Here is a 24,240-nt window from a genome sequence, read left to right as displayed (position 1 = left end):
ATGAGCCCCCTACCCTAAATCGAAATATTTTATGACCTACGAGTTCTTTTCTCTCTCTTGATATTCCTTGACCATAAAGTTAAAGTCATCTTATAACTATAGTACATTCATCACTGAAATTGCTTACTTTATAATCAAGCTAATTAATATTAGATATGCTCAATCAATTAGTCCTTGTGAATGGGAACCTTATTAAGCTGAATTTATATTTCGCGGTGTAACCAGGGTAAAGCACAGCCAACCCTGGGACTTTCTGCAGACTCCCCGGCTTAGGCTTACGCCTTCCCCCAGACTACAAAACTACAAAGTACTAAAATATTAGGACTTCCCTTTAATCTCATCAATTAAACGTTGTGCGTCTTCTTTTTGTGATTTACTTCCATGTTCCATGACTTCATTCAAGGAATGTAATGCTGATTCTATATCTTCCATTCCTATATAGGTTCTTGCTAAAGCTAATAGTGTGTCTAATGCTTTTTTATTCTTTAAATTAGCCAGATTTTTACCCTGCTCATCCTCTTGTGTATGTACATCGGCAGATGCAGAAGGAACAAAATCCAAACTATTTTCATCCTCGCTAATTTGTTCTTGAGTATTTTCTTTGGGGGTTGGGTTTTCTGTAAGTAAGTGATGTAGACCTGATTCAAACTCCAGTAGATTATCTTCCTGGGAGGCATCACTTGTCGCGTTTTGGTTTCCATCAGACTGAGAAGATGGTTTATTTTCATTCTCAGTTGGAATCATTTCCAATAATTGCTCTTCATCTGTAGCTGTGGGCTCAGCCTCAATAGCAAGTGAACTATGTTCTGGAGACATACCCGTTGACTCTAAATACTTCTTTTCTTCAAGCTCAACTAATTGCTCAGAGCTACTTGATGCAAGATCAGGAACTATCTCCGGCTTAGTCTCAGTCTCCATATTTAATCCGGGTTCAAGCTCTATCTCAGGTTCAGGTTTTATCTCAGGTTCAGGTTTTATCTCAGGTTCAGGTTTTATCTCAGGTTCAGGTTTTATCTCAGGCTCAGGTTTTATCTCAGGCTCAGGTTTTATCTGAGGCTCAGGTTTTATCTCAGGCTCAGGTTTTATCTCAGGCTCAGGTTTTATCTCAGGCTCAGGTTTTATCTGAGGCTCAGGTTTTATCTCAGGCTCGGGTTTTATCTCAGGCTCGGGTTTTATCTCAGGCTCAGGTTTTATCTCAGGCTCGGGTTTTATCTCAGGCTCGGGTTTAGGTTTTAGCTTACTTTCTGGTTTTAATTTGGGTTTAGATTGTAGCTCAAGCCCAGTCTTTAACTCTGGTTCGGGCTTTGACTCAGACTCAGACGCTTCTAATTTAGGCTCTGATTTTACTTCCTGTAGTGGCTCCTGCATACCGTCCGCTTCTTTCGGGCTAATAACAGGTAGCATTGAAGATGTTGCTAAGGTAGAAGAGTTAGTCGCTGTAGATCTGGCTTTTTTTGCTTGATCAGAACGTTTAAAATAATAATAAGTAGCAACACCAACGCCTCCACCACCAATAAGTAATAACATAAATAAAAACCAAAAATCAGAAGATGGGTTGTTAGGCGAGCTAGAGCTGGCTTGTCCTGCAATTGCCATGCGCTCTTTCATCATAGTTTGAATTTGATTATGAAGTAATTGAAGTTCTTTATCGCGCGCATCTAATTGTTCTTGCAGTTTTTTATTTTGCGCGTGTAAAAAACTCAATTGTTCTGTCATCTGAGCATTAGACTCTCGTAAAGAATCTACCGCGGCACTGGTTATTGATATTTCAGCCTTAAGTGTCCTACTTTGTTCTGGGCTTACTTGCTTTGATGTTTCCAAAGATGGTATTGAAGACAAAATACGATCTGGCATAGAAGCTTCGGGCTCAGAAAACTTTGGCACAGGAGGTATTTGTGAATACTCAACCACCGCGTTAGAAGCTTGCCCAGTAATATAAGGTGGAGCCAACACATGATTAATCGATGTTTTTTCGTTCCAGGCCTTATCATGGGCCATTACTTCAACAGTAGCTAGATCAGCTGGTACCTCAAGGAACTTTTTATCAGAAGGAATTTTAAGGCGGACACCCATTTTCAATCCATTCAAGTTGCCATCAACAAAAGCATCAGGATTTGTTCCCACAATAGCTAAAACAATTTGCGGTAAAATTGCCTCTGTAGTTTTATATCTTTGAGCGATTTGCCATACATTTTCATTGGATGAGGTAGGACCATAAATTGGTTTTTTCTTTTTCCCACTCGGTTCACCAGCAGAAACTGCTGTATTTTGGTGATAATTAGTGAATTTTCGCTGATAAGTTAACCCGCTTTGTGCCGTTGTATTAGTTAATTTATAACCCGGTGGGTCTAACAATACGGTGTAAACTTTATAGATTTGTCCTTTAGGCCAAGTTAACTCCACAATAAGTTGCATATAAGGCTCTGTCATTCGCGCTGAGGAGTGTACTTCTATAACGAATTTTCCTTGTTTATTTTGTTTCATATCAAAAAAAAGAGAGCCGACTATCTCGGAACGTGCAACACCTAAACTTTGATAGCTTTGTGGATCAGCAAGCGCCACTCTCATATTGGTTAAAGAAGCATTGCGTGCATCAATGAGTTCAATCTCAGCAAGAAAAGGCTGGTCTAAGGCTGACTCCACTTTCATTTTACCCAAACCAAGTGCATAAACACACATAGGTAAACTCAGCGCAAATAAAGATGAAAATAAAGCCGTTTTTTTCAATCAGCGCTCCATGCCCTTAGGGGGTTGAACATAAGAATTAGTTTTAAAAAAACTAACATCATTTACTTACGTATTCAAGCAATTAGCGCTTTAATACACATTTAATCTAGAAATATTTCAATTGTGAATTCCAATTCGAATCATCCTTTATCATTTCCTATTATTCACAGAAATCATCAACCTATTTCTTTAAAATTTCTGGCCAAAATGAGCTTCCCATCTCAAGCAGAATGATTAATAATAGAAATCAATTTAAGACTATTAAAAATAGGGATAAAAATCATGGAGTTCACCAAAATAAACCCACTTGCTTTGGGAATATCTATTAGTGTCCCATCGGCAATCGCTGCATTCCTTATGGGATTAGCAGCATATGTTTTTTTTGCTGATAAACCCATTGTAGGCATGGTTGGAAATATGTATTTATCATATAACCCCTCTTTGGCCAATGCTGGCCTTGGTGCAGCAATAGTACTCATGAATACATTCATCAGTACTTATATTGCTGCATGGATATACAACTTTCTACTTGATTACATTAGATAAGCGTCGTTTCTCGAGTTGGATCTTGGTTTTTTGCAGCATCATGATAATTAGACACAGCATAACATTCTTCAAGCGAAATGAAATCAAACCAGCAGGTCTGCAGCAACATCAAGGTCTTATATCCCATTTCAATGTTCGTTGCAATTAATTGCTCGATAAGTAATTCTAATTGTTCATGCTGATGCAATAATTGTTTTGATTTCGGCTTTTCTTTAGACATTTTGGCAAACATAGCCTGAAACCGCTCTTCTACCATTTTAGGAACTGTCGAATTACCATCAAAAATACGATGATCTGCACTGATGGATACTGGCAACATATCTTTAGGCTCAAATGATTGGGTATCTTTTTGCCAAACAAGTTTGCGGTCAACTTCCGTTATAGTAAATCTCATGGCTTCCGTTTTACGGAGAGGCGCTACCGATTGGGTATAACCAAAAATACCAATATTACTTAATGTGATATAAGGAGTTCCAGCGAGAGGATATGGATACGTGTTATAAGCATATTCATAAACCATATCTTTCATAAGTTGCTGCACACGTGGATTTGTTTTTTCAAGTTGTTCACGTTTTTTATAACAATAAGCCATCATATTCACAATGACTCGAATTTTTGCGGACAACTCATAAAAACTAAGATTATGGCAATTTTCAAAAACAATCGTACCTAAATGATCGCCACATCCTGGCAACATGACGACCAGACCAACATAGGCTTCTTTGGTTTGAAAGATTTTTCTAAAGCTTAAGTAATTTCTATGATGATCAGATAATGTCATCCATGAACTAACCGCCTGCAACATCAAAGTAGTCAAAGTTTCTGAAGCAAATTTTTTATTAAAAAAATCAAGGCATGAGATATCAATACTAAACTGCCCAGTCATGGTTGGATCACTTGGTCCATCCCACTGAGTCATAAATACTTTACGAATGGGAGTCATTTCAACTTCCCGATTTGCATCAGTATAAATTTGAACTCTAGGCAATAACTCATCTGTAAACTCCATGAAATTTTTCCAATTTTCAGTAGGTTGGAGATTTACTTTACTGAGTTGCTGAGTATGTTTTTTATTGAGTGACTCTTTAAAATGAATAACACCATCAACACCTAGCAGCGCGCTAACTGATGACATATATTTATATTGCATAAAAATATTAGTTATCAATTGGTCTTCTAGGTAAGCGATTTTTGGCTTTATTTCTTCAACATTGGGCATTCCAATATCACGATATAAATCCGCTTCACACACATGGCGATGTTCATCTTCTAGAATTGTTGTGAATACTTTTGGGGCGACACCATAACGATGTAAACTTTCAAAAATTTCCTCGATCCATCCTTCACCAATAAGGTTAAGTAACATAATTGCTACTTTGGGACACGTTTCATTACGGATAAAGTTACAAATAAGTTCAATATGCGGACTATACGGAGGTGGCGATGCGTAGGGAGCACACAGCATATAAACAATTTTAGTAAACACCAAACCATGAAATATTTCGTCAAGCAATTGTTGACGCATACGCTCTCTGTATTCAGCAGTCGACATTTTTGATTCAAACTTAAGAGGAATTTGAACCGCTAAAACTTCAAGCTGCGCTAAAAGTGAAAACGTGTAAATGTAAAAAAGTTTGTCAGATTTAAGCTCAAAAGGTAAACCATCGCAAAATAACTCATTTATCCTATTTTTAATGAGTTGTTTCTCATCCGCAGTAATCTTGTTCCACCCTTCTAAAATCCATTTTTCAGCACCCCAAGATGGCCTAAGTAATTCAGTAAGTTCATCCACGATATTTACCATAAAATCAAAGATTTTCCAGTATAGACATAGCAGGCTCATGAGTCAATCGTACTCTGCTGCAAACCTTTTTTGGTAATATAACGCATCTTTTTTTGCCATGATAAAAATTACATGCTATCGAATACAAGTTTTCAATTTATGGCACATGATGAACTACTTCCAATGACTATGATAATGATTAATAATGGAATCGTTATTATGAATCATAAGGCAATTATCATGACATTTGGCAAAATAGATCCCATGTCTTTAGGAGTATCTCTTGGTATTTTATCTGGAGTATCCACTATTTTTATGGGCTTGATTCTTTTAATTTTTAATACTGGAAAGCCCTTTAATGGCACGATGGGAGCTCTATACATTACTTACGACTTTACTTTGCTTCAATGTTTGTTAGGTGGCGCAGCCGTAGCTGTAAGTACATTCATTGGCAGTTATATTATTGCCTGGATCTACAATCTATTGAGAAACAAATTAAACAGCTAATACGACCAGGTTACACCAGAGGTTATGACATTTTATGAATTACCAGTATCGTTTGTCCTATTGCATTACCACCCCCTCTAATTCATAATTTATTACCTTGCTTTTCTTCTGGGTAACTATGTCAGCATCTTTAATTGATGGAAAAGTCGTCTCCTCTCTTCGTCGAGATACATTAAAAGACCACGTGCGTGAGCACATAGAAAAAACTCAGCGCGCCCCGGGTCTTGCCGTTGTTCTCATTGGCAATGATCCTGCCTCTTCTGTTTATGTAGCGAATAAGCGTAAAGCGTGCGCGGATGTGGGTATTACCTCTCACTCTTTTGATTTACCTGAAGAAACAACACAAGAAGAACTACTGAAGCTGATCGATGATTTAAATCGCGCGGATCAAATTGATGGGATTCTCATTCAACTACCATTGCCTAAGCACATTAATGAGCGCGTCATCATTGAGCACATTAAACCAGAAAAGGATGTTGATGGCTTCCACCCTTATAATTTAGGACGACTTGCTCAACGTAATCCATTATTGCGCCCATGTACCCCGCTGGGCATCATGCACTTATTGCAACACTATCAGATCGACGTTAAAAGAAAACACGCGCTTGTGATTGGTGCATCGAATATTGTTGGGCGGCCTATGAGCCTAGAACTACTCCTCGCAGGAGCAACAGTCACTATTGCCCACAAGTTCACCCAACAATTAGAAAAATTTGTCCGTATCGCGGATATTGTCATAGTAGCAACAGGTAAAATGGATGTTCTAGATACCTCTTGGCTTCAGAAAGAGCAAATCATTATAGACGTTGGCATTCATCGATTGGCAGATGGCAGCATACGAGGAGATATAGATTTTAAAAATGCTGTAAACAGAGTCGCATGGATTACGCCCGTACCTGGGGGGGTAGGACCTATGACTATAGTTACACTGCTTGAAAATACATTAAAGGCTGCAATGCTAAGAAATAAATAGAAAAGCAAAACATTTTATTTCCTGGGCCCGCATACGCTACGCCCAGGATAAAAATAAATTATTTATCTAAAACATCCCAATCAAAATCACCACTCAATTCATCAAAATCATCTTTAAACTCTTCTTTTAAACGCTTACGCTCGAGCTTTTCTTCGAGCATACGTCTAACGTTTTTTCGATGCGCGGAAGAGTCTATATCCTCATCATAATTATAATCAGAGAACGATTGGTCATCATAATCTTCGTGAAGCGCCATAGCTTTCCCCTTTTATACTCTCTTAAAAGGAGTATAGTAGACAATCACAAAAATGTTTTAGGAACCACATGCTCAGTTATCAACATGGATATCATGCAGGAAATTTTGCAGATGTCATCAAACACCTCGCTTTAACACGTCTTCTGGACTACTTAACACGTAAAGAAAAGCCTCTATTTTATCTTGAGACTCATTCAGGAAAAGGCTTATATGATTTAAAAAATAAACAAGCGGAAAAAACCCAGGAATACAAACAAGGCATAAAACTGATTTGGTCTGAAAAAAGCGCCCTACCCGCTGTGTTTCAAGACTACATTCAGGTCATTAAAGAACTCAACCTTACTGATGCATTACGAAGCTATCCCGGCTCTCCGTTTTTCACAATAAACAAGTTACGCATGCAAGATAGAATGTATTTTTGCGAGCTTCATCCTAGAGAGTTTGAAGCACTGAGCCAACTGCCGTGCTTCAATAAAAAAGTACATTTTAGTAGGACGGATGGCGTAGCTGCAATGAAAGCATTACTGCCGCCACCTGAAAAAAGAGGGCTGATTTTCATTGACCCATCGTTTGAAATAAAAGAAGAATACAAGGAAATCCCCCTTGCCATAAAACACGCTTACTCTCGTTTTGCTACAGGAGTATATTGTCTTTGGTATCCATTGGTCGATAAAAAACTAACGGAAAGACTCAATAGATATATGAAAGAAATCAACGCCAAAAATGCCTTACACATTGAATTTAGCCTGACGTCAGCTCCGATGGGAGGAATGTCCGGTTGTGGTTTGTGGGTTATAAATCCACCATTCACTTTGGCAGAAGAAATGCAAACAATATTAAATTCACTTAAAATTTATTTTAACCCAGGTGTCTCCTCTTATATTATTGAGAGCTATTCATGACTATTTTCCCCATTCCTGCTTTTTCAGATAATTATATCTGGGCAATTATTGATAAAACCACAGGGGTATTTGACTGTGTGGACCCTGGTGACGCTGAGCCAGTATTGCAATTTGCACATGCACATCAGCTGAAACTACGAGCCATTTTATTAACTCATCATCACCAAGATCATATTGGCGGTGTGGGTCAATTACTCAAAACCTATCCTACATGCATCGTGTATGGTCCAAATGATTCTCGCATCTCCAATATAACTCATACCGTGCAAGAACATCAAACCATCCAAGTTGGGCGCTGTATTTTTAAAATTTTATTCAATCCAGGACATACCTCAAGTCATATTAGTTATTATGAGCCCCAACACGAATTATTGTTTTGTGGTGACACACTTTTTTCTGCCGGTTGTGGACGTGTTTTTGATGGAACTTTAGAGCAACTGCATCAGTCACTAAATCTTTTCAAAACATTACCCATTACTACAAAAATCTTTTGTGCTCATGAATACACCCAACAAAATTTACGCTTTGCACAAACTGTGGAGCCCAATAATTCTGTTATTCAAAAATACTTGCAGAAAATACATAGCGCACCCAGCTCGTGTACCCTTCCATCAACTTTAGAACAAGAATTATTAATTAATCCTTTTTTACGCACTGATAATTCTGAAGTACAAAAATACGCATTGGCGCATAGAGCATCATCAAATAACTCATTAGAAATATTTAGAGTTCTAAGAGAAGAAAAAAACCTGTTTAAATAATTAAGCAGAAAGAGCTGATTTAATCCTTTATGGATTAATCGAATGCAAATAGGGTTTAATCCTATAACTAATTTTAGTAAACTCAGTAGCTAATAATATTCATAGGTAATTGCCATTGAAATTTAAGTTTTTCAAAATAAAACTATTTTTATTCTGGTTACTCATTTTTTTTGGCATTTCTAATGAGTTAGCATATGCAGCTCCTGACGTATGGGAAGTATTGCGTGCCGAATTCACTTTAAATCACGAAACCTCACGTCCTGAAGTGCAAGAACAAATCCGATGGTTAGTAGCCCATCCTAGCTATATTCATAAAGTATGCCGCCAAGCAGAACCCTACATTTATCATATTATTGATGAAGTTAAAAAAAGAAGGATTCCTGGTGAACTGGCTCTCCTCCCTATGATTGAAAGTGCGTTTGACCCTTTTGCTTACTCTGTGGCCGGTGCAGCAGGATTATGGCAATTAATGCCACGAACGGGGGCTGGTTTAGGTCTAAAACAAGATTGGTGGTTTGACGCCAGACGCAGTGTCAGATCGTCCACTGATGCCGCGCTAAGCTATCTGCTTTATCTCAATAAATTCTTTAATGGCAACTGGACTTTAGCCATAGCAGCCTATGATGCTGGAGAGGGAACGATTGATCGGGCAATCAAAGCCACAGGAGCTCGCACAACAAATTTTTGGGAATTAACTGTTCCCAAAGAAACCCAAGCTTATGTTCCTCGATTGCTCGCCTTAGCAGAAATCATTAGAGATCCGGGACGCTATAAATTAACACTGCCCGAAATTCCCTATATTCCATATTTCGAGGAAGTCAGTATAGGAAGCCCAATAGACTTAAACCACGCCGCAAAAATGGCGGGAATTAGTTATAAAGAGTTAATTAAATTAAATCCAGGATTTAACCGCTGGACCACAGATCCTCATAAACCAATTAAATTGCTTATTCCCGCTGAGAAAGTACAACAATTCAATTTTAATCTTGCCAACCTTCCTGAAGAACGACGAGTAAGCTGGGAAATACATACAGTAAAACCAGGAGATAGCCTAGACAATATTGCTGTTCGTTATCACACAACAGTTAGTTTTATTAAACAGCTAAATCAGCTAACAAGTAATCAAATTAGACTCAATCAATCTATTTTAATTCCGAGTACCAAAAATACTCCTGTTGTTGTGAAACAAGAACCCGCCGCTGCAACCATCCCTTTAGAGCATCATATCATTGCAGCACGAAATCATCGTGTCATTCACATTGTTCAAGAAAATGATACTTATCAAAAACTGATAAAAACTTATAACGTCAGTATTCAAGATATTCAGAGATGGAATAGATTAGCAAACAATCAACCTTTAAAAACAGGACAACAACTTGTAATCTGGAAAAAAGTAAATCAACCTATCCAATATATTGTAAAAAAGGGTGACAGTCTTAGTAGCATAGCGCAACAACATCAAACTAAAATAGAGCGTATCATCGCATTAAACCCTAGCCTTAAACGGAATGATCCACTCTACAGTGGACAAAAATTATTTGTTGGGTAACTTTGTCTTTTAAGCAACTAGAAACTATTATTGATTTTAGCTCTTAATCATTCTGCTCCAGAAATTAGCTAATCGTTTTTACGAACCACATAATTACCCGTTATTAGCAATTATTTTACATTTCTGGCATAAAGCAAGGAGGAGAGCACAAAAACTTGTGTTATACTCAAAGTAACTTATTTTATAGTATTAAAATATATGAAATTACTATTTGATTTTTTTCCTATAGTTTTATTTTTTATAGTATACAAATTTTTCGGTATCTATACTGCAACTGCTATAGCTATGATTGCGTCCTTAAGCCAGGTCGCTTTTTATCGATTAAAATTCCAACATTATGAAAAAATGCATTTAATTAGCCTTGCAATAATCATGGTCTTGGGGGGCGCGACACTCTTCTTCCATAACCCCTGGTTTATTAAATGGAAACCAACAGGTATTTATTGGCTCTCTGCTTTAGTCTTTTTCAGTTCAGGTTACATTGGCAGTAAGCCGTTGATCCAAAAAATGATGGAGGCCAATGTAACGCTACCTGGAAAAATTTGGCATAGACTTAATATGGCATGGGTATTGTTTTTCCTACTAATGGGTGCAGTAAATATTTACGTTGCCTACAATTATAATACTGACGCCTGGGTTAACTTTAAGTTATTCGGTGGGGTTGGTTTTACTCTGCTTTTTGTGTTAATTCAAGCTTTTTATCTTACAAAACATATGGATGAAACCGGCCTTGAAAAACAATAGGAGCAAGAATGAGACTATTGCTAGTTGAAGATGACGAATTACTTGGTGATGCGGTCAAAACAGGATTAACCCAGTTCGGTTATATTGTAGATTGGCTCAAAGATGGTGAAGCCGCCCGCGCTGCTCTAAAATCAGAATCATTTGAACTAATTATCTTGGATTTAGGTTTACCTAAACTCTCTGGGCTCGCATTACTACAAAGTGTACGCCATGACGGCAATCCTACTCCCGTTATTATTTTAACTGCCCGAGAATCAGTTGAAGACCGTGTAAAAGGTTTGGATAGTGGCGCAGATGATTATCTAATAAAACCCTTCGATCTCAATGAACTCAGTGCACGCATCAGAGCTTTAGTCAGGCGCTCACAGGGACGAGCTGATTCAGTTCTGCAATATAGAAATATTACCCTAGATCCCGCTGCTCATTCGGTATTTGTTGATGATGTTTTAGTTAATGTTCCACGCCGAGAATTCGCACTGTTACAGAAACTTCTAGAAAACAGCGGCCAAGTTTTATCACGCGAACAACTCATGCAAAGCATCTATGGCTGGGAAGAGGATGTAGACAGTAATGCATTAGAAGTTCATATACATAATTTACGCAAAAAGCTTAATGCCAACTTTATTAGAACCATTAGAGGCGTTGGATATATGGCAGAAAAAAATGATGGTATCGCTGTATCGTGAAATCATCTATAAGAAAATTTCTTCTCATCAATCTGTTGTTGGCCATTACGATAACGACCACATTAACTGCTATAGGTAACTATTACCTTGATCAAAAGGATATTCAGGAACATTTGGATAGTCTAATGGCAGTTTCTGCGCTTTCATATCAAGCTTTATTGGGAGAGGACCTCCACCAGCGTCCTCTTGCTAAAATTCAAGAAGCACTCGAAACAATCCCGCAAAAAATTGATACCTACTATCAGAAAAGATTTTTAAATGAAGAACCCCCAGAAAATTATCTCGATAAATTTAATTTTCAGGTTTGGACCAATGGCGGAAAATTACTGTTACACTCATCTTCAGCACCAAAAATTCCTTTAACCTCGGAAGTTGATGGATTTAGTGATAAAAAAATATCAAACCAGGATTGGCGTGTATTTACTACATACAATGATAAAGCAGGAATCCGCACTGTTTTAGCTGAGCGCTATGATACGCGAAATGAGCTTGGCCATCGAATTGCTCAAGATGATCTTTATATCATGCTTTTAACCTTTCCGTTATCTGGCTTGTTAATTTGGATTATTATTGGTCGAGGATTAGATAGCCTGGATAAAGTTGCCGAAGAAGTTGCCAACCGTGCTCCCAGCCATCTTGAACCAGTCGATTTACACGAAGTGCCCGAAGAAATTAAACCTGTCATCGATGAATTGAATAAATTATTCTTTAGACTGAAAGAAGGATTTGAACGCGAAAAGCGTTTTGCTGCAGATGCGGCACATGAGCTGCGCACCCCACTTGCTGCACTTAAAACACAAGCACAAGTTGCCTTACATTCTAATGATATAGAAGAAAAAAATCAGGCATTACAAAAGCTTATTGCCAGCGTTAACCGTAGTACACATATAGTCCAGCAGTTACTGACTATGAGCCGTCTTGTGCCTGAAGCAGCTCACATGGAAGAAAAGGATGAGGTCAATCTAAGTAGGCTAACCCGAGAAATACTGGCCATGCTTGCACCAGCTGCTGTGGAAAAACAAATTGACCTTGAATTTGAAAGCGATGAGGAAAACTTAACTATTTATGGCAATTCAACTGCTCTAGGAATATTAATTCGCAATCTTGTAGATAACGCCATACGTTACTGTAATGAACATGGTCGGATTATAGTGCGTTTAGCCAAGCGGCAGAACGAAATAATGCTAGAAGTTAGTGATAATGGCCCAGGTATTCCTTCAGAATTACAACCACGTGTTTTCGAACGTTTTTTCCGTGTCCTCGGAAATAAGAGTCCAGGAAGCGGTCTTGGCTTGGCAATAGTTCAACAAATTGCCGAGTTGCATGGTGGAAGACTGATGATGGATACGCCAAAAGAAGGCACAGGTTTAATTGTACGATTCTTTTTACCTATTAAAGAATAATAGTGAATCTTTTTTTGTTCATTGAAGCCTGGGTGCAGCGCAGCGGAACCCGGGAATTTAGCATTAATCATCCGGAGTTCCACTGCGCTGTTACCAGGCTACAATTATCGAATCGCTAAAACTTGTAGTGCATCACGAATTAGCTGCTCACAACTTTTAGAACCATCATTTATTTTATTGACGGCCTTTAATGCCTCTTGAGGTTTATAGCCTAAAGCTTCCAAAGCACTCACTGCTTCATCCGGCCCGCTCATCATTGGAATTGCTTTGCTGAGCGAGTTAGCAACGGACACAGAAAATTGTTTTATACTATCACGCATTTCAATAACTAAACGCTCTGCAGTTTTTTTACCTATACCAGGCAATTTCATTAAAAAGGAAGCATTTTCTTGTTGAATACATTGAATAAACTCATTTGGTGTAGTACTAGAAAGTATTGACATGGCAACTTTTGGACCAATGCCATTTACTTTTATTAAAGCTCTGAACAACTCTCTTTCTTGTCGCTCCAGAAAACCATACAGTAATAAAGCATCCTCACGAACTACCGTATGTATGTGCAATCCTACCGAACTATTAATGCTCTCCAACTGAAAAAAGGTATTTAATGATGTTTCCACATCGTATCCAACACCTTGGACATTAAGAACCAATTTTCCTGGTTGATGCTTATCAATAATATGCCCATCCAACCAACCAATCATCTTTTTCTTCTCCTTAATCCTTGCCTGCCTATCATAGATGATACGTTATGACGCATATGACTATGACATATCGCTATAGCTAATGCATCCGCAGCATCTTTTTGGGGTGCCTTATTCAATGCAAGCAGATGCACTACCATATGACTTACTTGAGCTTTTTCTGCAGCACCATAACCCACAATCATTTGTTTAATTGCACGCGCTGAATATTCACTGACTTTCACACGGTGGGATGCTGCTGCAACCATAGCAACACCACGAGCATGTCCTAACTTTAAAGCTGAATTGGGATTCTCATGCATAAATACTTGTTCGATCGCTACTTCGGCAGGCGAATAATGGTCCATTAATTGGCAAATACCATCATATATTTGCAATAATTTTTGGCTTAATTCACCATCTGGGTTAGTACGTATACAGCCACTATCAATGTATTCGATTTTACGGTTTGATTCTTTTATCAAACCGTATCCGGTAATCCGTGATCCGGGATCTATCCCTAAAATGATGGTCATTAATTTATTGATTCTAATAATTTTTCTGAGAACTCAGCATTACTGTATACTTCTTGAACATCATCTAAGTCTTCCAGCATGTCAATTAATTTCAATAGGGTTTCTGCTGACTCATCATCGATAGAAACCAAAGTTTGAGCTCGCATAGTTAAATGTGATTGCTCAATTTCTAGACCCGCCTCAGTAAGTGCATTTAATACACTATGATATGCCTCAACTGGTGTAATCACTTCAATTTGTCCTTCATCTACAGAAACATCATTTGCTCCTGCATCTATGGCAATTTCCATAACCTGCTCTTCAGACTGTCCAGAAGTCATAAGAATCTCTCCCTGATTGGTAAAGAGATAAGATACTGAACCATCTGTCCCTAAATTTCCACCGTTTTTCGTGAATGCATGGCGTACGTCGGATACAGTTCGGTTTTTATTATCTGATAAACAATCTACAAGTACTGCAACCCCGCCAGGTCCATACCCCTCATAACGCATAGCACTCATTGCGTCGCCATCGAGTCCACCAACACCTCGTTTGATGGCATTATCAATTGTATCGCGCTTCATATTCGCAGCCAGCGCTTTTTTTACTGCGTCTCTTAATCGTGGGTTGGAAGACTCATCACCTCCTCCCATACGAGCTGCGACAGTAATTTCACGAATTAATTTAGTGAATATTTTTCCACGTTTTGCGTCTTGCACTCCTTTACGGAATTTAATATTTGCCCACTTACTATGACCTGCCATAATGTTACCCCAAAACCTTATTTAATTTTGCATAAATTATACATGCTCTTTTGTTAAAAAGAATAACTTAACGTACATTTGGACTCGACATTTTTAACTTTTTTAGACTATAGTAGCCACCAGCATTAAGTTTTTAATTTTGTCTTGTCGTCATCCCAAGTGCAACGAGGATCTCCAAAATAACGCGGTGGTACATTATGGAGATCCCTCGCTATGCTTGGGATAAGGGCATAGTCTCGCGGATTACACGGTGTTATTCCGCACTACAAGACAGCAGACTACTCAGTGAATCATAACGCTAAAGGAGATCAACAGTGTATTTGCAAGGATTTGGTAATCATCATCAAACTGAAGCAGTTCCAGGTGCTTTACCCAGCGGCCAAAATTCACCACAACACTGTAACTTAGGACTTTATGCTGAACAATTAAGTGGCACGGCTTTTACACGTCCAAGACAGAATAACTTACATAGTTGGCTTTACCGAATATTACCTTCTGTAGTTCAAGGCACTTATCAAGCCCACGAAATGGAACTGTTTAAACCGTATCATGCGGAACAGTCCCCCAATCCCTTGCGTTGGTCCCCTATAGACCTATTTAAAGAAGAGAACTTTGATTTTGTAGAAGGAATGTTTCATCTTGCTGGAAGTATTAATGTGAATGCGTACATTTATCATTGCACTCGTTCCATGCAAAATAAATACTTTGCAAATAATGATGGAGAAATGCTTTTTGTTCCTTACTCCGGTGAAATCAATTTACATACTGAGTTTGGGAAACTTAATGTATGCCCTGGTATGATAGCCGTCATTCCTCGCGGTGTTAAATTTAAAATGGAGCTTGTTGATGCGGAAACCAAAGGATATCTTTGTGAAAACAGCGGTAGCCCGCTTACTCTACCTCAATTAGGGACTATAGGCGCAAATGGATTGGCGAACCCTCGACATTTTCAATACCCAGTTGCAGCATTTGAACAAGGTATTACCGAAGCCACTCTTATATGTAAGTATCAAAATAAATTATGGATGGCAAAATGCAATCATTCCCCTCTTAATGTAGTCGCATGGCATGGTAATTATGCGCCCTATTGTTATGATCTAAGCTTATTTAATACAATAAATACAGTAAGTTTTGATCATCCTGATCCATGTATTTTTACCGTATTAACTTCAGAAAGTGACACACCCGGCGTTGCCAATTTAGACTTCGTCATTTTCCCACCTCGATGGATGGTTTCTGAGCATACATTTAGACCGCCTTATTACCACCGAAATTACATGAATGAACTTATGGGGCTTGTACGTGGTGAATATGATGCGAAAAAAGAAGGATTCTCACCGGGAGGAGTAAGTATCCACAATTGCATGACCCCGCATGGACCAGATCAAATAAGTTATGAAAATGCGGTAGCGCAAAAACTTACACCTGAACCTTATTTAAATACTTTGGCCTTCATGTTTGAAACTAGAGATGTATGGCTGGTTACAGAGCAGGCAATGCGCATTCCTCAGCTGCAAAAAGATTATGCGCACTGCTGGCAAGGACTTAAAGCAAATTTTGAATGTTCTTAAACATTGTCCTTCTGATTTTTAGCCCGGGTTTCGCTTCGCTACACCCAGGCTACATTAAAAATGTTTAACCAAAAACCTTAAATCCTTTATTTAAAGCACAGTCAATTTGAAAGCTTGCAAGTTGCTGATAATTGCGAGCATTCATTACTGTATTTTTTATAGAAACACTTCCATCCGCATTTATATTGTATTTAACAAATTCAAATACAGGATTGTTGCGAGCAAGAGGATTATCCAGTGTAAAATGCTTCAGCGAAGTAGCAATTCGATTATTATCAATAACAAGAAAAGCAGTAGGTTGAACTGAGGCAACAATAGAATTCGCAGGTGCTTTTTGAGCATTGCATTCTTGAATATTCATTACCAGTGTAATTTTTTTTCCTTGAGATATTGAATCAGCAATGTCGGTAAATGTTGCTAATTGTTCTGCATGAGCCGCTGATGATAAAACAATCAATGCAGATAAAATCATTTTTTTCATTACAACCACACTCCTTATTTTCAGGTTTTAATAATAGAAATAGCCTGGACAAAACGAAATTTGAACCATCGTTTTACTCAGGCTACAATAAACAGTTCACTGGCATACTTTTGTAATTGGACGTTTAGAACAAATCTTCCTGTGTTAATCCCATTTTTTCCAACAAGCCCCGCAATGTCTTTAATGCTTCGACTTGAATTTGTCGAACACGCTCTCGCGTTAAGTCTATTTCTTTACCCACATCCTCAAGAGTTGCTTTTTCAAACCCTCTTAAGCCAAATCTTCTTGCAATAACCTGTTGTTGATTTTCAGTCAATTTATCTAGTAGAGACTCTATATGCAATCGCAAGTTTTCATTAGTTAAGAGTTCTGCAGGATTTACACTGTTTTCATCAGCAATAGTATCCAATAGTGATTTATTTTCATCAAAACCTATTGGAGTATCTACAGAAGTCACTTTATCGTTTAACCCCAACAACTTCTGCACATCTTCCAGAGGTTTATCAACCATTTCTGCAATTTCTTCAGGTGAAGGTTCATGATCTAATTTTTGTGTGAGTTGTCTTGCCGCTCTAAGATATACATTCAGTTCTTTAACTACATGGATAGGTAAACGAATTGTTCGCGTTTGATTCATAATCGCGCGTTCAATCGTTTGTCTAATCCACCATGTGGCGTAAGTGGAAAAACGAAAACCACGTTTAGGATCAAACTTTTCAACAGACTTCATTAACCCTAAATTTCCCTCTTCAATTAAATCAAGAAGAGGCAAACCACGATTCAGATAACGACGTGAAATTTTAACAACGAGACGTAAATTGGATTCAATCATCTTTTTGCGAGCAGCAACATCCCCTTTCAAAGCAAGAGTTGCATAGTGCACTTCTTCTTCAGCACTGAGTAAAGGAGAAAATCCAATTTCACTCAAATACAGTTGAGTCGCATCCATCATTTTAAGTGCAGCTTTGCCACGAAAAGTTGGGAAGGCGATATCATCCGTAAAATCATGAAGCTCTTCATCCTCACCATCTTTTTCAAGAAGCGAATCAATCTCCTCTTCCGCTAAGAGCGATTCATCATCTGGCTCAGGCCAATCTCCGTCCTTAATTTCTGGTTCTTTAATTGACTCATCGTCTTCGTGCATTCTTTTTCACCATAGTGTTAGTCATGTTGCCAAATTTATTCCATAACTACATTATACTTCAAAACAAAGATTATTGTTGCTATAACTATAAGCTATCTGTCAACCTTTTTGTAGATAATTCAAAGGATTGACTGGTACACCTGATCTCCTGATTTCAAAATGAACACCCGTATACTTGCGGTCAATAACCCCTGCTTCTGCGATTATTTGCCCTGCGTTTACATGCTGTCCCTCGGAAACCATAATTCGCGCGTTATTACCATAAGCAGTTAAATATTCATGATTATGCTTAATAATAATTAAGTTACCATAGCCAGCCAAACCACTTCCAGCATAGGCAACTACTCCTCCTGCTGCGGCAATGACTTTCTCACCTTTTTTACAAGCAATATTTATGCCTTTTTTGCCCTGCTCTGGAACAAATGATGTGATCACACGTCCGCTCACAGGCCACAACCATCCAGAGGAGGAACGGGCATATCTATTTGCAGGCGAATAAATTACTGAAGGTCTTGCTTTAGGAGCAACATAATAATGCCTTATTGGCACTGGCCGACGTGCTGTTTGTCTGTGCCGAGGAACAATACCTTGCAAGTTGATTACCTGCCCGACTCTTAAGGCATAAGGAGGATAAATATGATTCAAGCGAGCCAGAGTTCTAAAATCAGTATCATACCGGAAAGCGATGGAAAAAAGTGTGTCGCCACGCTTCACAATATAAACTTTTTGTCGCCAAGGATTCCACTTCAACTCAGTAACTGGAGCTAAATTACTCCCACAACCCACTAAGGTCATGACAAGGAAAAGACATAAAAATCTTTTGCACAGTGTAACTATCATTTATTACCTCAAACAAATTGTTTTATTCAATGCAAACCCCATCGAGCCAATTAGCCAGTTGATCAAACATTTTGTAATTCGTCATATCCAAATGAAGTGGTGTGATTGAAACATACCCTTCACTTATCGCATAAAAATCTGTTCCAGGACCTGCGTCTGCTTGCGGTCCAGGCAAACCGATCCAGTAAATAGGCCGCCCTCTAGGATCTTGATCTTTTACAACAGGTTCAGCACCATGCCGCGTTCCTAATCGAGTCACTTGCAATCCTTTTAATTTATCCAAGGGCACATCAGGAATATTAATATTTAAAATGGTTTGAGAAGGAAGACTGTGTTGACCCAACTTCATCACCAATTGCTTGGCGATAACTGCTGCTGTTTCATAATGCTGGATGTTATCTCCTACCATAGAAATTGCAAGAGCAGGCAAGCCCAAATAACGTCCTTCCATTGCGGCAGCTACAGTGCCCGAATAGAGGATATCATCGCCTAAGTTAGCTCCCTCATTAATTCCAGACACAACCATGTCAAATTCAGTACTTAAAAAACCAGTGACTGCCAAATGCACACAATCAGTTGGAGTACCTTCAACACTATAATAACCATTATCCAATTTTTTGACTTTTATTGGCTGAGATAAAGTCAAAGAATTACTTGCACCACTTCTATTTCTGTCTGGAGCAACGACATCTATGTTTACAAAAGTAGATAATTCTTTAGCTAATATGTTAATTCCAGGTGCAAAAACCCCATCATCATTGCTTATCAATACGTTCATTTTTAACTCGTCGGTGATTCAAACCATCTAACTACAGCTAAATAATCAGCTAAGTCACGTTCATTTTGAGTTAAATCGGCTTGTAAATTTTCATTAGTGGTTTCGGCTTTTAATTGTGCTCGTTGTTTCGCAATTGTCTCTTGCAAGGCCATGATTTTTTTCCCAAAACCTTGAGGACTAAGTTGTAATTGATATGCTAGTTTATTCATGCGGCTAGCAAGAGTTTCTAGCTGCTCACAGGTCAATCCCTGCGGCTGTCTTTGTGGGCAGCTTTTTATCGCTTGCTGCAATTCATTGGGGTGCGATTTGTAATAATGTTCATCTTTAGTCGAACACGATGCTAGCCCTAAAATTACGAGTAGCACTGCCAAATATTTATTCATACTCAACCTATTATAAACGACGAAAAAGCGATATTATCATTAGACAACTGCTAACGCCATCTTATGAGATAACCATGCTTGATTTTAAATTGCTACGTGATCCACAAACAGGAGAGCAATATATTGAAACCTCTCTTTGTGGGAAACCGCTCCTCACTACGCCCCAATTAAATAAAGGGACAGCTTTCACAAATGAGGAAAGAAAAGAGTTCGGACTGTTAGGGAAACTTCCTCATCGAGTTGAAACACTGGATGAACAAGTCAAACGCGCCTATTTGCAATATTCAAGTTATACCACTCGCTTACAACAAAATATTTATTTAAACAATTTACATGATAAAAATCAGATTCTTTTCTATAAATTGATTAACCGACATTTAGGCGAAATGCTGCCTACAATATATACGCCTATAGTAGGCACCGCGGTGAAACGTTTCAGCCATGAATACAGACAACCTCGAGGATTGTATATTTCTCATTCAGATAAAAATCAAATAGAAGAAATATTAAAGAATCGCTCTAATCCTGAAATTGATGTGATCGTCGTAACAGATGGTGAAGGAGTTTTAGGTATTGGTGATCAAGGAATCGGAGGAATGGATATTCCTGTTGCTAAGCTCATGGTTTATTGTTTATGTGGTGGAATTGAGCCCACTCGTACCCTCCCCGTTTTCCTTGATGTCGGTACGAACAATCAGGAACTGCTCAATGATCCTATGTATCTAGGATGTCGTCATCCACGCATCAATCCCGCAGCATATGATGACTTCATTTCCACCTTTGTTCATGAAATCCACAAACAATTTCCCAATGCATTTTTACACTGGGAAGATTTTGGTCGTGGTAATGCGCGACGCATTCTGGAAAAATTCCAAGATCAATTATGTACCTTCAATGATGATATTCAAGGTACTGGTGCAGTTACCTTAGCGGCATTATTAGCAGCCTGTGATGTAACAGGTTCAAAATTACATGAACAACGCATTGTTGTCTTTGGTGCAGGTTCAGCAGGAACAGGGATTAGTGATCAAATTGTTGATGCGATGGTTCGCGAAGGGATTAGTCCCGAAGAAGCTTATCAACGCTTCTGGTTAATTGACCGCCAAGGATTATTACTCAACACAGACCCAGACCTTACCGAAGCACAAAAATACTACGCACGTACCCCTAAAGAAATAGAAGCATGGGCGATTAATGAAAAACAACACCCATCACTTACTGACACAGTAAGACATGTGAAACCCACTATTCTTATTGGTTGTTCCGCTCAGCCAGGAGCATTCTCTCAAGACATCATTGAAACCATGTCCGTCAACTGTGAACGTCCTATCATTTTTCCGTTATCTAATCCTGATGAAAAGTGTGAAGCAAAACCGGCTGATATCTTAATATGGAGCCAAGGAAGAGCATTAATTGCTACGGGAACAGCCTTCCCTGCAGTTGAATACCATAATCGCATGGTGCAAATTGCCCAATGCAATAATGCACTGGTTTTCCCAGGAATAGGATTAGGTGTTCTTGCTGTTAATGCAACAAAATTAACAAAAGACATGATCTTGGCTGCGGCCCATGCTTTGTGTAAGTTTGCACCAAGCAAAAAAGAAAGCTACTTACCATTATTGCCTTCATTAGATGATGCGCAAACTGTTGCTAAAGAAATTGCAGTAGCCGTAGCACGTTGTGCTATAGATTCCGGACTTGCGCAAAAAAATCATGATGCCGATTTGGAAAAATTAGTAGCAGATATGTTTTGGGAACCAAGATATTTGCCTTTTAAAAAAGCATGATGATGTCTTGTAGCCTGGGTGCTGAGCACCCAGGTGCCACCCACCATTAGTTTCCATCTTTTTTTACAAAGTTCACTTTAATTTTTTTAATTGTTGCAGTTTTAGGCTCCCAGGAGCGCGCATATTTAAAAACAAGCACAGTACTTTCAGGGTAACTTTTCCCTTTCTTTAATTCAAAAGTGAAATGCATTTGCCCACCAGCACCAATAAGATTAGTCTTCGTTCCTTCATAAGCACTGTTGCTAAGAATTAATAGATTTTTATCATAACGGACAACCTTCCACTGAAATCCTGTCGTTGGATTTGCTGGTAAAGTCACTACAAAATTGGGATTATTTACACTCACGTCCATGGTTGAATTATCATTTGCGGAGGCCATCATGGAACAACTGAGAAGCAAGAGACCAAGTATTGTTTTCATGCACAAGCTCCTTTTGGATTTTCTACACATGAGTTTAGCTTATTTTGCAACATTCTGTTACTTCATTTTCTAGCCCCTAGATTTTATATATTTAGATAATCAATGAGGCCAGGCTTAGGGCAAAGCCGTAACCCAGGTTGCAGATAAAAAGTCGGGCACTAATCCCCGGGTTCCGCTTCGCTGCATCCAAGCTACAAACACTCATGATACTGCCCTTAGTTGTGTATTTTTAATTTATTACATCGACTCACTAATTTTCAATATAAATCTTGATCTTAAGGCATAGAAAAGCGATTATTTTATCCTTTGTAATCACAGTTAGGAGCGCGTGTGGAACACGAAACCATGGAATTTGATGTAATCATCGTCGGTGCAGGACCGGCGGGGTTATCTGCCGCGATTAAATTGAAACAATTGGCCTTAGCCGCCCAAAAAGAATTATCGGTGTGCATCTTGGAAAAAGGCGCTCAAGTTGGAGCTCATATTCTTTCTGGAGCAGTTTTAGAGCCTAGAAGCCTTAAAGAGCTTCTCCCAGAAACCTGGCAGGATGCGCCTTTAGATACTCCAGTAACTGAAGATCTGTTTTACTTTCTATCTAAAAAAAGTGCCTACAAACTACCTACGCCCAAACCAATGCATAATGAAGGCAATTATATTATTAGCCTGGGTGAGCTTTGCATGTTTCTTGCGCAACAAGCTGAATCTCTGGGTTGTGAGATCTACCCTGGTTTTGCTGCCGTGCAAGCGCTTTATAATGATCAAAACCAAGTTATTGGTGTGGCAACTGGGAACGTGGGCCTCGATAAAAATAAAGAAAAAACCAATAATTACCAACCAGGTATGCATTTACTTGCGAAACAGACGTTGCTTGCTGAGGGATGTCGTGGGCAACTTAGCCAAGGCCTAATGGCGCGCTATCATCTTAGAGACAAAACCAACCCACAAACGTACGGTTTGGGTATAAAAGAAATTTGGCAGGTCAAACCAGAACAACATCAACCCGGAAAAGTCATTCATACTATAGGTTGGCCAATGGACCACGCAACCTACGGCGGTTCATTTATGTATCATTTATCGAATCATCGTGTTGCCATTGGTTTTGTTGTGGGTTTGGATTATAAAAATCCCTGGCTAAATCCTTTCGCGGAATTTCAGCGGCTCAAAACACATCCATTAATTCAGCCTGTTTTAACTGGAGGCGAACGAATCAGCTATGGTGCACGTGCACTGAATGAAGGTGGGTGGCAATCTTTACCGAAACTTACTTTTCCAGGTGGTGCATTAATTGGTGATGCGGCTGGTTTTCTTAATGTTCCTAAAATAAAAGGAATACACACCGCAATGCAATCGGGCATGCTTGCAGCTGAAGCATGTTTCGAGGCATTGCAGCAAGAAAACACGCCCCAATTTGAACTAACTACTTACCCTCAAAAAGTCAAAAACTCTTGGCTGCATGGTGAGCTTCGTTCTGTACGCAACATCAGACCAGGATTTAAATACGGCTTAATTCCAGGTTTGCTCAATGCAGCACTTGAAACTTATATTACACGTGGCCACTCACCATGGACCCTAACCAATCATGCCGATCACAATACGTTGATTCCAGCCAACAAAGCCAAGAAAATCGACTACCCTAAACCTGATGGAGTTCTTACCTTTGATAGGCTTTCATCTGTCTTTTTATCCAATACCTATCATGAGGAAAATCAACCCTGCCATCTCGTATTAAAAAAACCTCAATTGGCAATAGAAGTCAATTTAAAAACCTATGCATTCCCTGAAGGTCGTTATTGTCCTGCAGGAGTATATGAAATTGTTGAAGAAGAACATGGTCCCAGATTACAAATTAATGCTCAAAATTGCATTCATTGTAAGACCTGCGATATCAAAGACCCTCGACAAAATATTGTCTGGAATGCGCCTGAAGGAGGTGGTGGTCCTAATTACTCTGGAATGTAACGCTCAAACAGGTTGGGCTTTAAAAGATCAACCTGAATTAAAATCCACTTAACGAGCTATTTTGCAAAAAAAACTCA

Annotated in this window: 24 protein-coding genes; 12 read left to right on the top strand and 12 right to left on the bottom strand. The window is 38.8% G+C overall.

Translation table 11 applies throughout. The features are described from left to right. Window positions 1-318 precede the first annotated feature (318 nt). Window positions 319-2,727 carry a motility hub landmark protein FimV gene (locus tag Lste_RS18110; protein WP_058512373.1) on the bottom strand — a complete coding sequence of 803 codons (2,409 nt, stop codon included), beginning with the start codon at window positions 2,725-2,727 and terminating at the stop codon, window positions 319-321. 282 nt (window positions 2,728-3,009) lie between these two features. On the opposite strand from Lste_RS18110, the gene Lste_RS19010 reads away from it, so the two are divergent. After that, window positions 3,010-3,273 carry a hypothetical protein gene (locus Lste_RS19010; protein ID WP_083504017.1) on the top strand — a complete coding sequence of 88 codons (264 nt, stop codon included), beginning with the start codon at window positions 3,010-3,012 and terminating at the stop codon, window positions 3,271-3,273. Here the strand turns inward: Lste_RS19010 and Lste_RS18100 are convergent. Next, on the bottom strand, window positions 3,266-5,065 hold the full coding sequence (locus Lste_RS18100) for a 2-oxo acid dehydrogenase subunit E2 (protein WP_058512488.1): 1,800 nt from the start codon (window positions 5,063-5,065) through the stop codon (window positions 3,266-3,268). The two genes, Lste_RS19010 and Lste_RS18100, sit on opposite strands and share 8 nt — an antisense overlap. A gap of 210 nt (window positions 5,066-5,275) precedes the next feature. Here Lste_RS18100 and Lste_RS18095 point away from each other — a divergent pair, with 210 nt between their 5' ends. Together Lste_RS18095 and folD are read left to right on the top strand one after the other, a co-directional pair. After that, window positions 5,276-5,563 carry a hypothetical protein gene (locus Lste_RS18095; protein WP_237760525.1) on the top strand — a complete coding sequence of 96 codons (288 nt, stop codon included), beginning with the start codon at window positions 5,276-5,278 and terminating at the stop codon, window positions 5,561-5,563. A 118-nt stretch (window positions 5,564-5,681) separates the two neighbouring features. After that, window positions 5,682-6,536: a bifunctional methylenetetrahydrofolate dehydrogenase/methenyltetrahydrofolate cyclohydrolase FolD gene (gene folD, locus Lste_RS18090; protein ID WP_058512371.1), complete on the top strand. Its 855-nt coding sequence runs from the start codon at window positions 5,682-5,684 to the stop codon at window positions 6,534-6,536. A gap of 58 nt (window positions 6,537-6,594) precedes the next feature. Here folD and Lste_RS18085 read toward each other — a convergent pair whose 3' ends face one another. After that, complete coding sequence (locus tag Lste_RS18085) at window positions 6,595-6,792, bottom strand: PA3496 family putative envelope integrity protein (RefSeq protein WP_058512370.1); 198 nt, start codon at window positions 6,790-6,792, stop codon at window positions 6,595-6,597. A 68-nt stretch (window positions 6,793-6,860) separates the two neighbouring features. Between Lste_RS18085 and Lste_RS18080 the strand changes: the two genes are divergently transcribed. The 6 genes from Lste_RS18080 to Lste_RS18055 all read left to right on the top strand — a co-directional run bounded on the left by Lste_RS18080 (window position 6,861) and on the right by Lste_RS18055 (window position 12,837). Then, window positions 6,861-7,694, top strand: coding sequence for a 23S rRNA (adenine(2030)-N(6))-methyltransferase RlmJ (locus Lste_RS18080; protein ID WP_058512369.1), 834 nt, complete (start codon window positions 6,861-6,863; stop codon window positions 7,692-7,694). Further along, complete coding sequence (gene gloB / locus Lste_RS18075) at window positions 7,691-8,455, top strand: hydroxyacylglutathione hydrolase (RefSeq protein ID WP_058512368.1); 765 nt, start codon at window positions 7,691-7,693, stop codon at window positions 8,453-8,455. The genes Lste_RS18080 and gloB overlap by 4 nt, the downstream gene beginning before the upstream one ends. 115 nt (window positions 8,456-8,570) lie before the next feature. After that, the gene (locus tag Lste_RS18070) at window positions 8,571-10,004 is read left to right on the top strand and encodes a lytic transglycosylase (RefSeq protein ID WP_058512367.1); all 1,434 of its coding nucleotides are present in this window, start codon (window positions 8,571-8,573) and stop codon (window positions 10,002-10,004) included. Window positions 10,005-10,202: 198 nt separating this feature from the next. Continuing rightward, window positions 10,203-10,748, top strand: a complete 546-nt coding sequence (locus Lste_RS18065; RefSeq protein WP_058512366.1) for a septation protein A — start codon at window positions 10,203-10,205, stop codon at window positions 10,746-10,748. Window positions 10,749-10,756: 8 nt separating this feature from the next. Beyond that, window positions 10,757-11,434 carry a response regulator gene (locus Lste_RS18060; protein ID WP_058512365.1) on the top strand — a complete coding sequence of 226 codons (678 nt, stop codon included), beginning with the start codon at window positions 10,757-10,759 and terminating at the stop codon, window positions 11,432-11,434. Then, window positions 11,431-12,837, top strand: a complete 1,407-nt coding sequence (locus Lste_RS18055) for an ATP-binding protein (protein WP_058512364.1) — start codon at window positions 11,431-11,433, stop codon at window positions 12,835-12,837. Before Lste_RS18060 ends, Lste_RS18055 begins: the two co-directional genes overlap by 4 nt. A 104-nt stretch (window positions 12,838-12,941) precedes the next feature. On the opposite strand, the gene ruvA is transcribed toward Lste_RS18055, so the two are convergent. Genes ruvA through Lste_RS18040 form a run of 3 tightly spaced genes read right to left on the bottom strand, consistent with a single transcriptional unit; the run spans window position 12,942 to window position 14,799 of the window. Next, entirely contained in the window at window positions 12,942-13,541 is a 600-nt protein-coding gene (gene ruvA / locus Lste_RS18050) for a Holliday junction branch migration protein RuvA (RefSeq protein WP_058512363.1), read from the bottom strand. Then, window positions 13,538-14,056, bottom strand: coding sequence for a crossover junction endodeoxyribonuclease RuvC (gene ruvC / locus Lste_RS18045; RefSeq protein WP_058512362.1), 519 nt, complete (start codon window positions 14,054-14,056; stop codon window positions 13,538-13,540). The genes ruvA and ruvC overlap by 4 nt, the downstream gene beginning before the upstream one ends. Beyond that, on the bottom strand, window positions 14,056-14,799 hold the full coding sequence (locus tag Lste_RS18040) for a YebC/PmpR family DNA-binding transcriptional regulator (RefSeq protein ID WP_058512361.1): 744 nt from the start codon (window positions 14,797-14,799) through the stop codon (window positions 14,056-14,058). Before Lste_RS18040 ends, ruvC begins: the two co-directional genes overlap by 1 nt. Before the next feature lie 314 nt (window positions 14,800-15,113). On the opposite strand from Lste_RS18040, the gene hmgA reads away from it, so the two are divergent. Then, a complete protein-coding gene (gene hmgA, locus Lste_RS18035; RefSeq protein ID WP_058512360.1) occupies window positions 15,114-16,370 on the top strand; it encodes a homogentisate 1,2-dioxygenase in 1,257 nt (418 codons plus the stop codon). A 64-nt stretch (window positions 16,371-16,434) separates the two neighbouring features. Here the strand turns inward: hmgA and Lste_RS18030 are convergent, their stop codons facing one another. The 5 genes from Lste_RS18030 to Lste_RS18010 all read right to left on the bottom strand — a co-directional run bounded on the left by Lste_RS18030 (window position 16,435) and on the right by Lste_RS18010 (window position 19,996). Then, window positions 16,435-16,851 carry a VirK family protein gene (locus Lste_RS18030; RefSeq protein WP_058512359.1) on the bottom strand — a complete coding sequence of 139 codons (417 nt, stop codon included), beginning with the start codon at window positions 16,849-16,851 and terminating at the stop codon, window positions 16,435-16,437. A 124-nt stretch (window positions 16,852-16,975) separates the two neighbouring features. Further along, window positions 16,976-17,995, bottom strand: coding sequence for an RNA polymerase sigma factor RpoS (gene rpoS / locus Lste_RS18025; RefSeq protein ID WP_058512358.1), 1,020 nt, complete (start codon window positions 17,993-17,995; stop codon window positions 16,976-16,978). Between the two features lie 99 nt (window positions 17,996-18,094). Beyond that, on the bottom strand, window positions 18,095-18,835 hold the full coding sequence (locus Lste_RS18020) for a peptidoglycan DD-metalloendopeptidase family protein (protein ID WP_058512357.1): 741 nt from the start codon (window positions 18,833-18,835) through the stop codon (window positions 18,095-18,097). 22 nt (window positions 18,836-18,857) lie between these two features. After that, a complete protein-coding gene (surE, locus tag Lste_RS18015; protein ID WP_058512356.1) occupies window positions 18,858-19,613 on the bottom strand; it encodes a 5'/3'-nucleotidase SurE in 756 nt (251 codons plus the stop codon). Window positions 19,614-19,615: 2 nt separating this feature from the next. Further along, complete coding sequence (locus Lste_RS18010; protein WP_058512355.1) at window positions 19,616-19,996, bottom strand: EexN family lipoprotein; 381 nt, start codon at window positions 19,994-19,996, stop codon at window positions 19,616-19,618. A 74-nt stretch (window positions 19,997-20,070) separates the two neighbouring features. On the opposite strand from Lste_RS18010, the gene Lste_RS18005 reads away from it, so the two are divergent. Continuing rightward, window positions 20,071-21,783 (top strand): NAD-dependent malic enzyme, encoded by a 1,713-nt coding sequence (locus tag Lste_RS18005; RefSeq protein WP_058512354.1) that lies wholly within the window; start codon window positions 20,071-20,073, stop codon window positions 21,781-21,783. Window positions 21,784-21,829: 46 nt separating this feature from the next. Here the strand turns inward: Lste_RS18005 and Lste_RS18000 are convergent, their stop codons facing one another. Continuing rightward, window positions 21,830-22,204 (bottom strand): protease inhibitor I42 family protein, encoded by a 375-nt coding sequence (locus tag Lste_RS18000; protein WP_058512353.1) that lies wholly within the window; start codon window positions 22,202-22,204, stop codon window positions 21,830-21,832. A gap of 330 nt (window positions 22,205-22,534) precedes the next feature. On the opposite strand from Lste_RS18000, the gene Lste_RS17995 reads away from it, so the two are divergent. Beyond that, window positions 22,535-24,163 carry an electron transfer flavoprotein-ubiquinone oxidoreductase gene (locus Lste_RS17995; protein ID WP_058512352.1) on the top strand — a complete coding sequence of 543 codons (1,629 nt, stop codon included), beginning with the start codon at window positions 22,535-22,537 and terminating at the stop codon, window positions 24,161-24,163. Window positions 24,164-24,240: the final 77 nt, after the last annotated feature.

The organism is Legionella steelei, assembly GCF_001468005.1.
GTDB classification, from domain to species: Bacteria; Pseudomonadota; Gammaproteobacteria; order Legionellales; family Legionellaceae; genus Legionella; species Legionella steelei.
This window is presented reverse-complemented; position numbering and strand designations above follow the sequence as displayed.

Bases quoted from the DNA above. Each gene is read 5' to 3' on its own strand.
- Lste_RS19010 (WP_083504017.1), top strand. From the start codon at position 3,010: ATGGAGTTCACCAAAATAAACCCACTTGCTTTGGGAATATCTATTAGT.
- Lste_RS18095 (WP_237760525.1), top strand. From the start codon at position 5,276: ATGAATCATAAGGCAATTATCATGACATTTGGCAAAATAGATCCCATG.
- folD (WP_058512371.1), top strand. From the start codon at position 5,682: ATGTCAGCATCTTTAATTGATGGAAAAGTCGTCTCCTCTCTTCGTCGA.
- Lste_RS18085 (WP_058512370.1), bottom strand. From the start codon at position 6,792: ATGGCGCTTCACGAAGATTATGATGACCAATCGTTCTCTGATTATAAT.
- Lste_RS18080 (WP_058512369.1), top strand. From the start codon at position 6,861: ATGCTCAGTTATCAACATGGATATCATGCAGGAAATTTTGCAGATGTC.
- gloB (WP_058512368.1), top strand. From the start codon at position 7,691: ATGACTATTTTCCCCATTCCTGCTTTTTCAGATAATTATATCTGGGCA.
- Lste_RS18065 (WP_058512366.1), top strand. From the start codon at position 10,203: ATGAAATTACTATTTGATTTTTTTCCTATAGTTTTATTTTTTATAGTA.
- Lste_RS18060 (WP_058512365.1), top strand. From the start codon at position 10,757: ATGAGACTATTGCTAGTTGAAGATGACGAATTACTTGGTGATGCGGTC.
- ruvA (WP_058512363.1), bottom strand. From the start codon at position 13,541: ATGATTGGTTGGTTGGATGGGCATATTATTGATAAGCATCAACCAGGA.
- ruvC (WP_058512362.1), bottom strand. From the start codon at position 14,056: ATGACCATCATTTTAGGGATAGATCCCGGATCACGGATTACCGGATAC.
- Lste_RS18040 (WP_058512361.1), bottom strand. From the start codon at position 14,799: ATGGCAGGTCATAGTAAGTGGGCAAATATTAAATTCCGTAAAGGAGTG.
- Lste_RS18030 (WP_058512359.1), bottom strand. From the start codon at position 16,851: ATGAAAAAAATGATTTTATCTGCATTGATTGTTTTATCATCAGCGGCT.
- rpoS (WP_058512358.1), bottom strand. From the start codon at position 17,995: ATGCACGAAGACGATGAGTCAATTAAAGAACCAGAAATTAAGGACGGA.
- Lste_RS18020 (WP_058512357.1), bottom strand. From the start codon at position 18,835: ATGATAGTTACACTGTGCAAAAGATTTTTATGTCTTTTCCTTGTCATG.
- surE (WP_058512356.1), bottom strand. From the start codon at position 19,613: ATGAACGTATTGATAAGCAATGATGATGGGGTTTTTGCACCTGGAATT.
- Lste_RS18010 (WP_058512355.1), bottom strand. From the start codon at position 19,996: ATGAATAAATATTTGGCAGTGCTACTCGTAATTTTAGGGCTAGCATCG.
- Lste_RS18005 (WP_058512354.1), top strand. From the start codon at position 20,071: ATGCTTGATTTTAAATTGCTACGTGATCCACAAACAGGAGAGCAATAT.
- Lste_RS18000 (WP_058512353.1), bottom strand. From the start codon at position 22,204: ATGAAAACAATACTTGGTCTCTTGCTTCTCAGTTGTTCCATGATGGCC.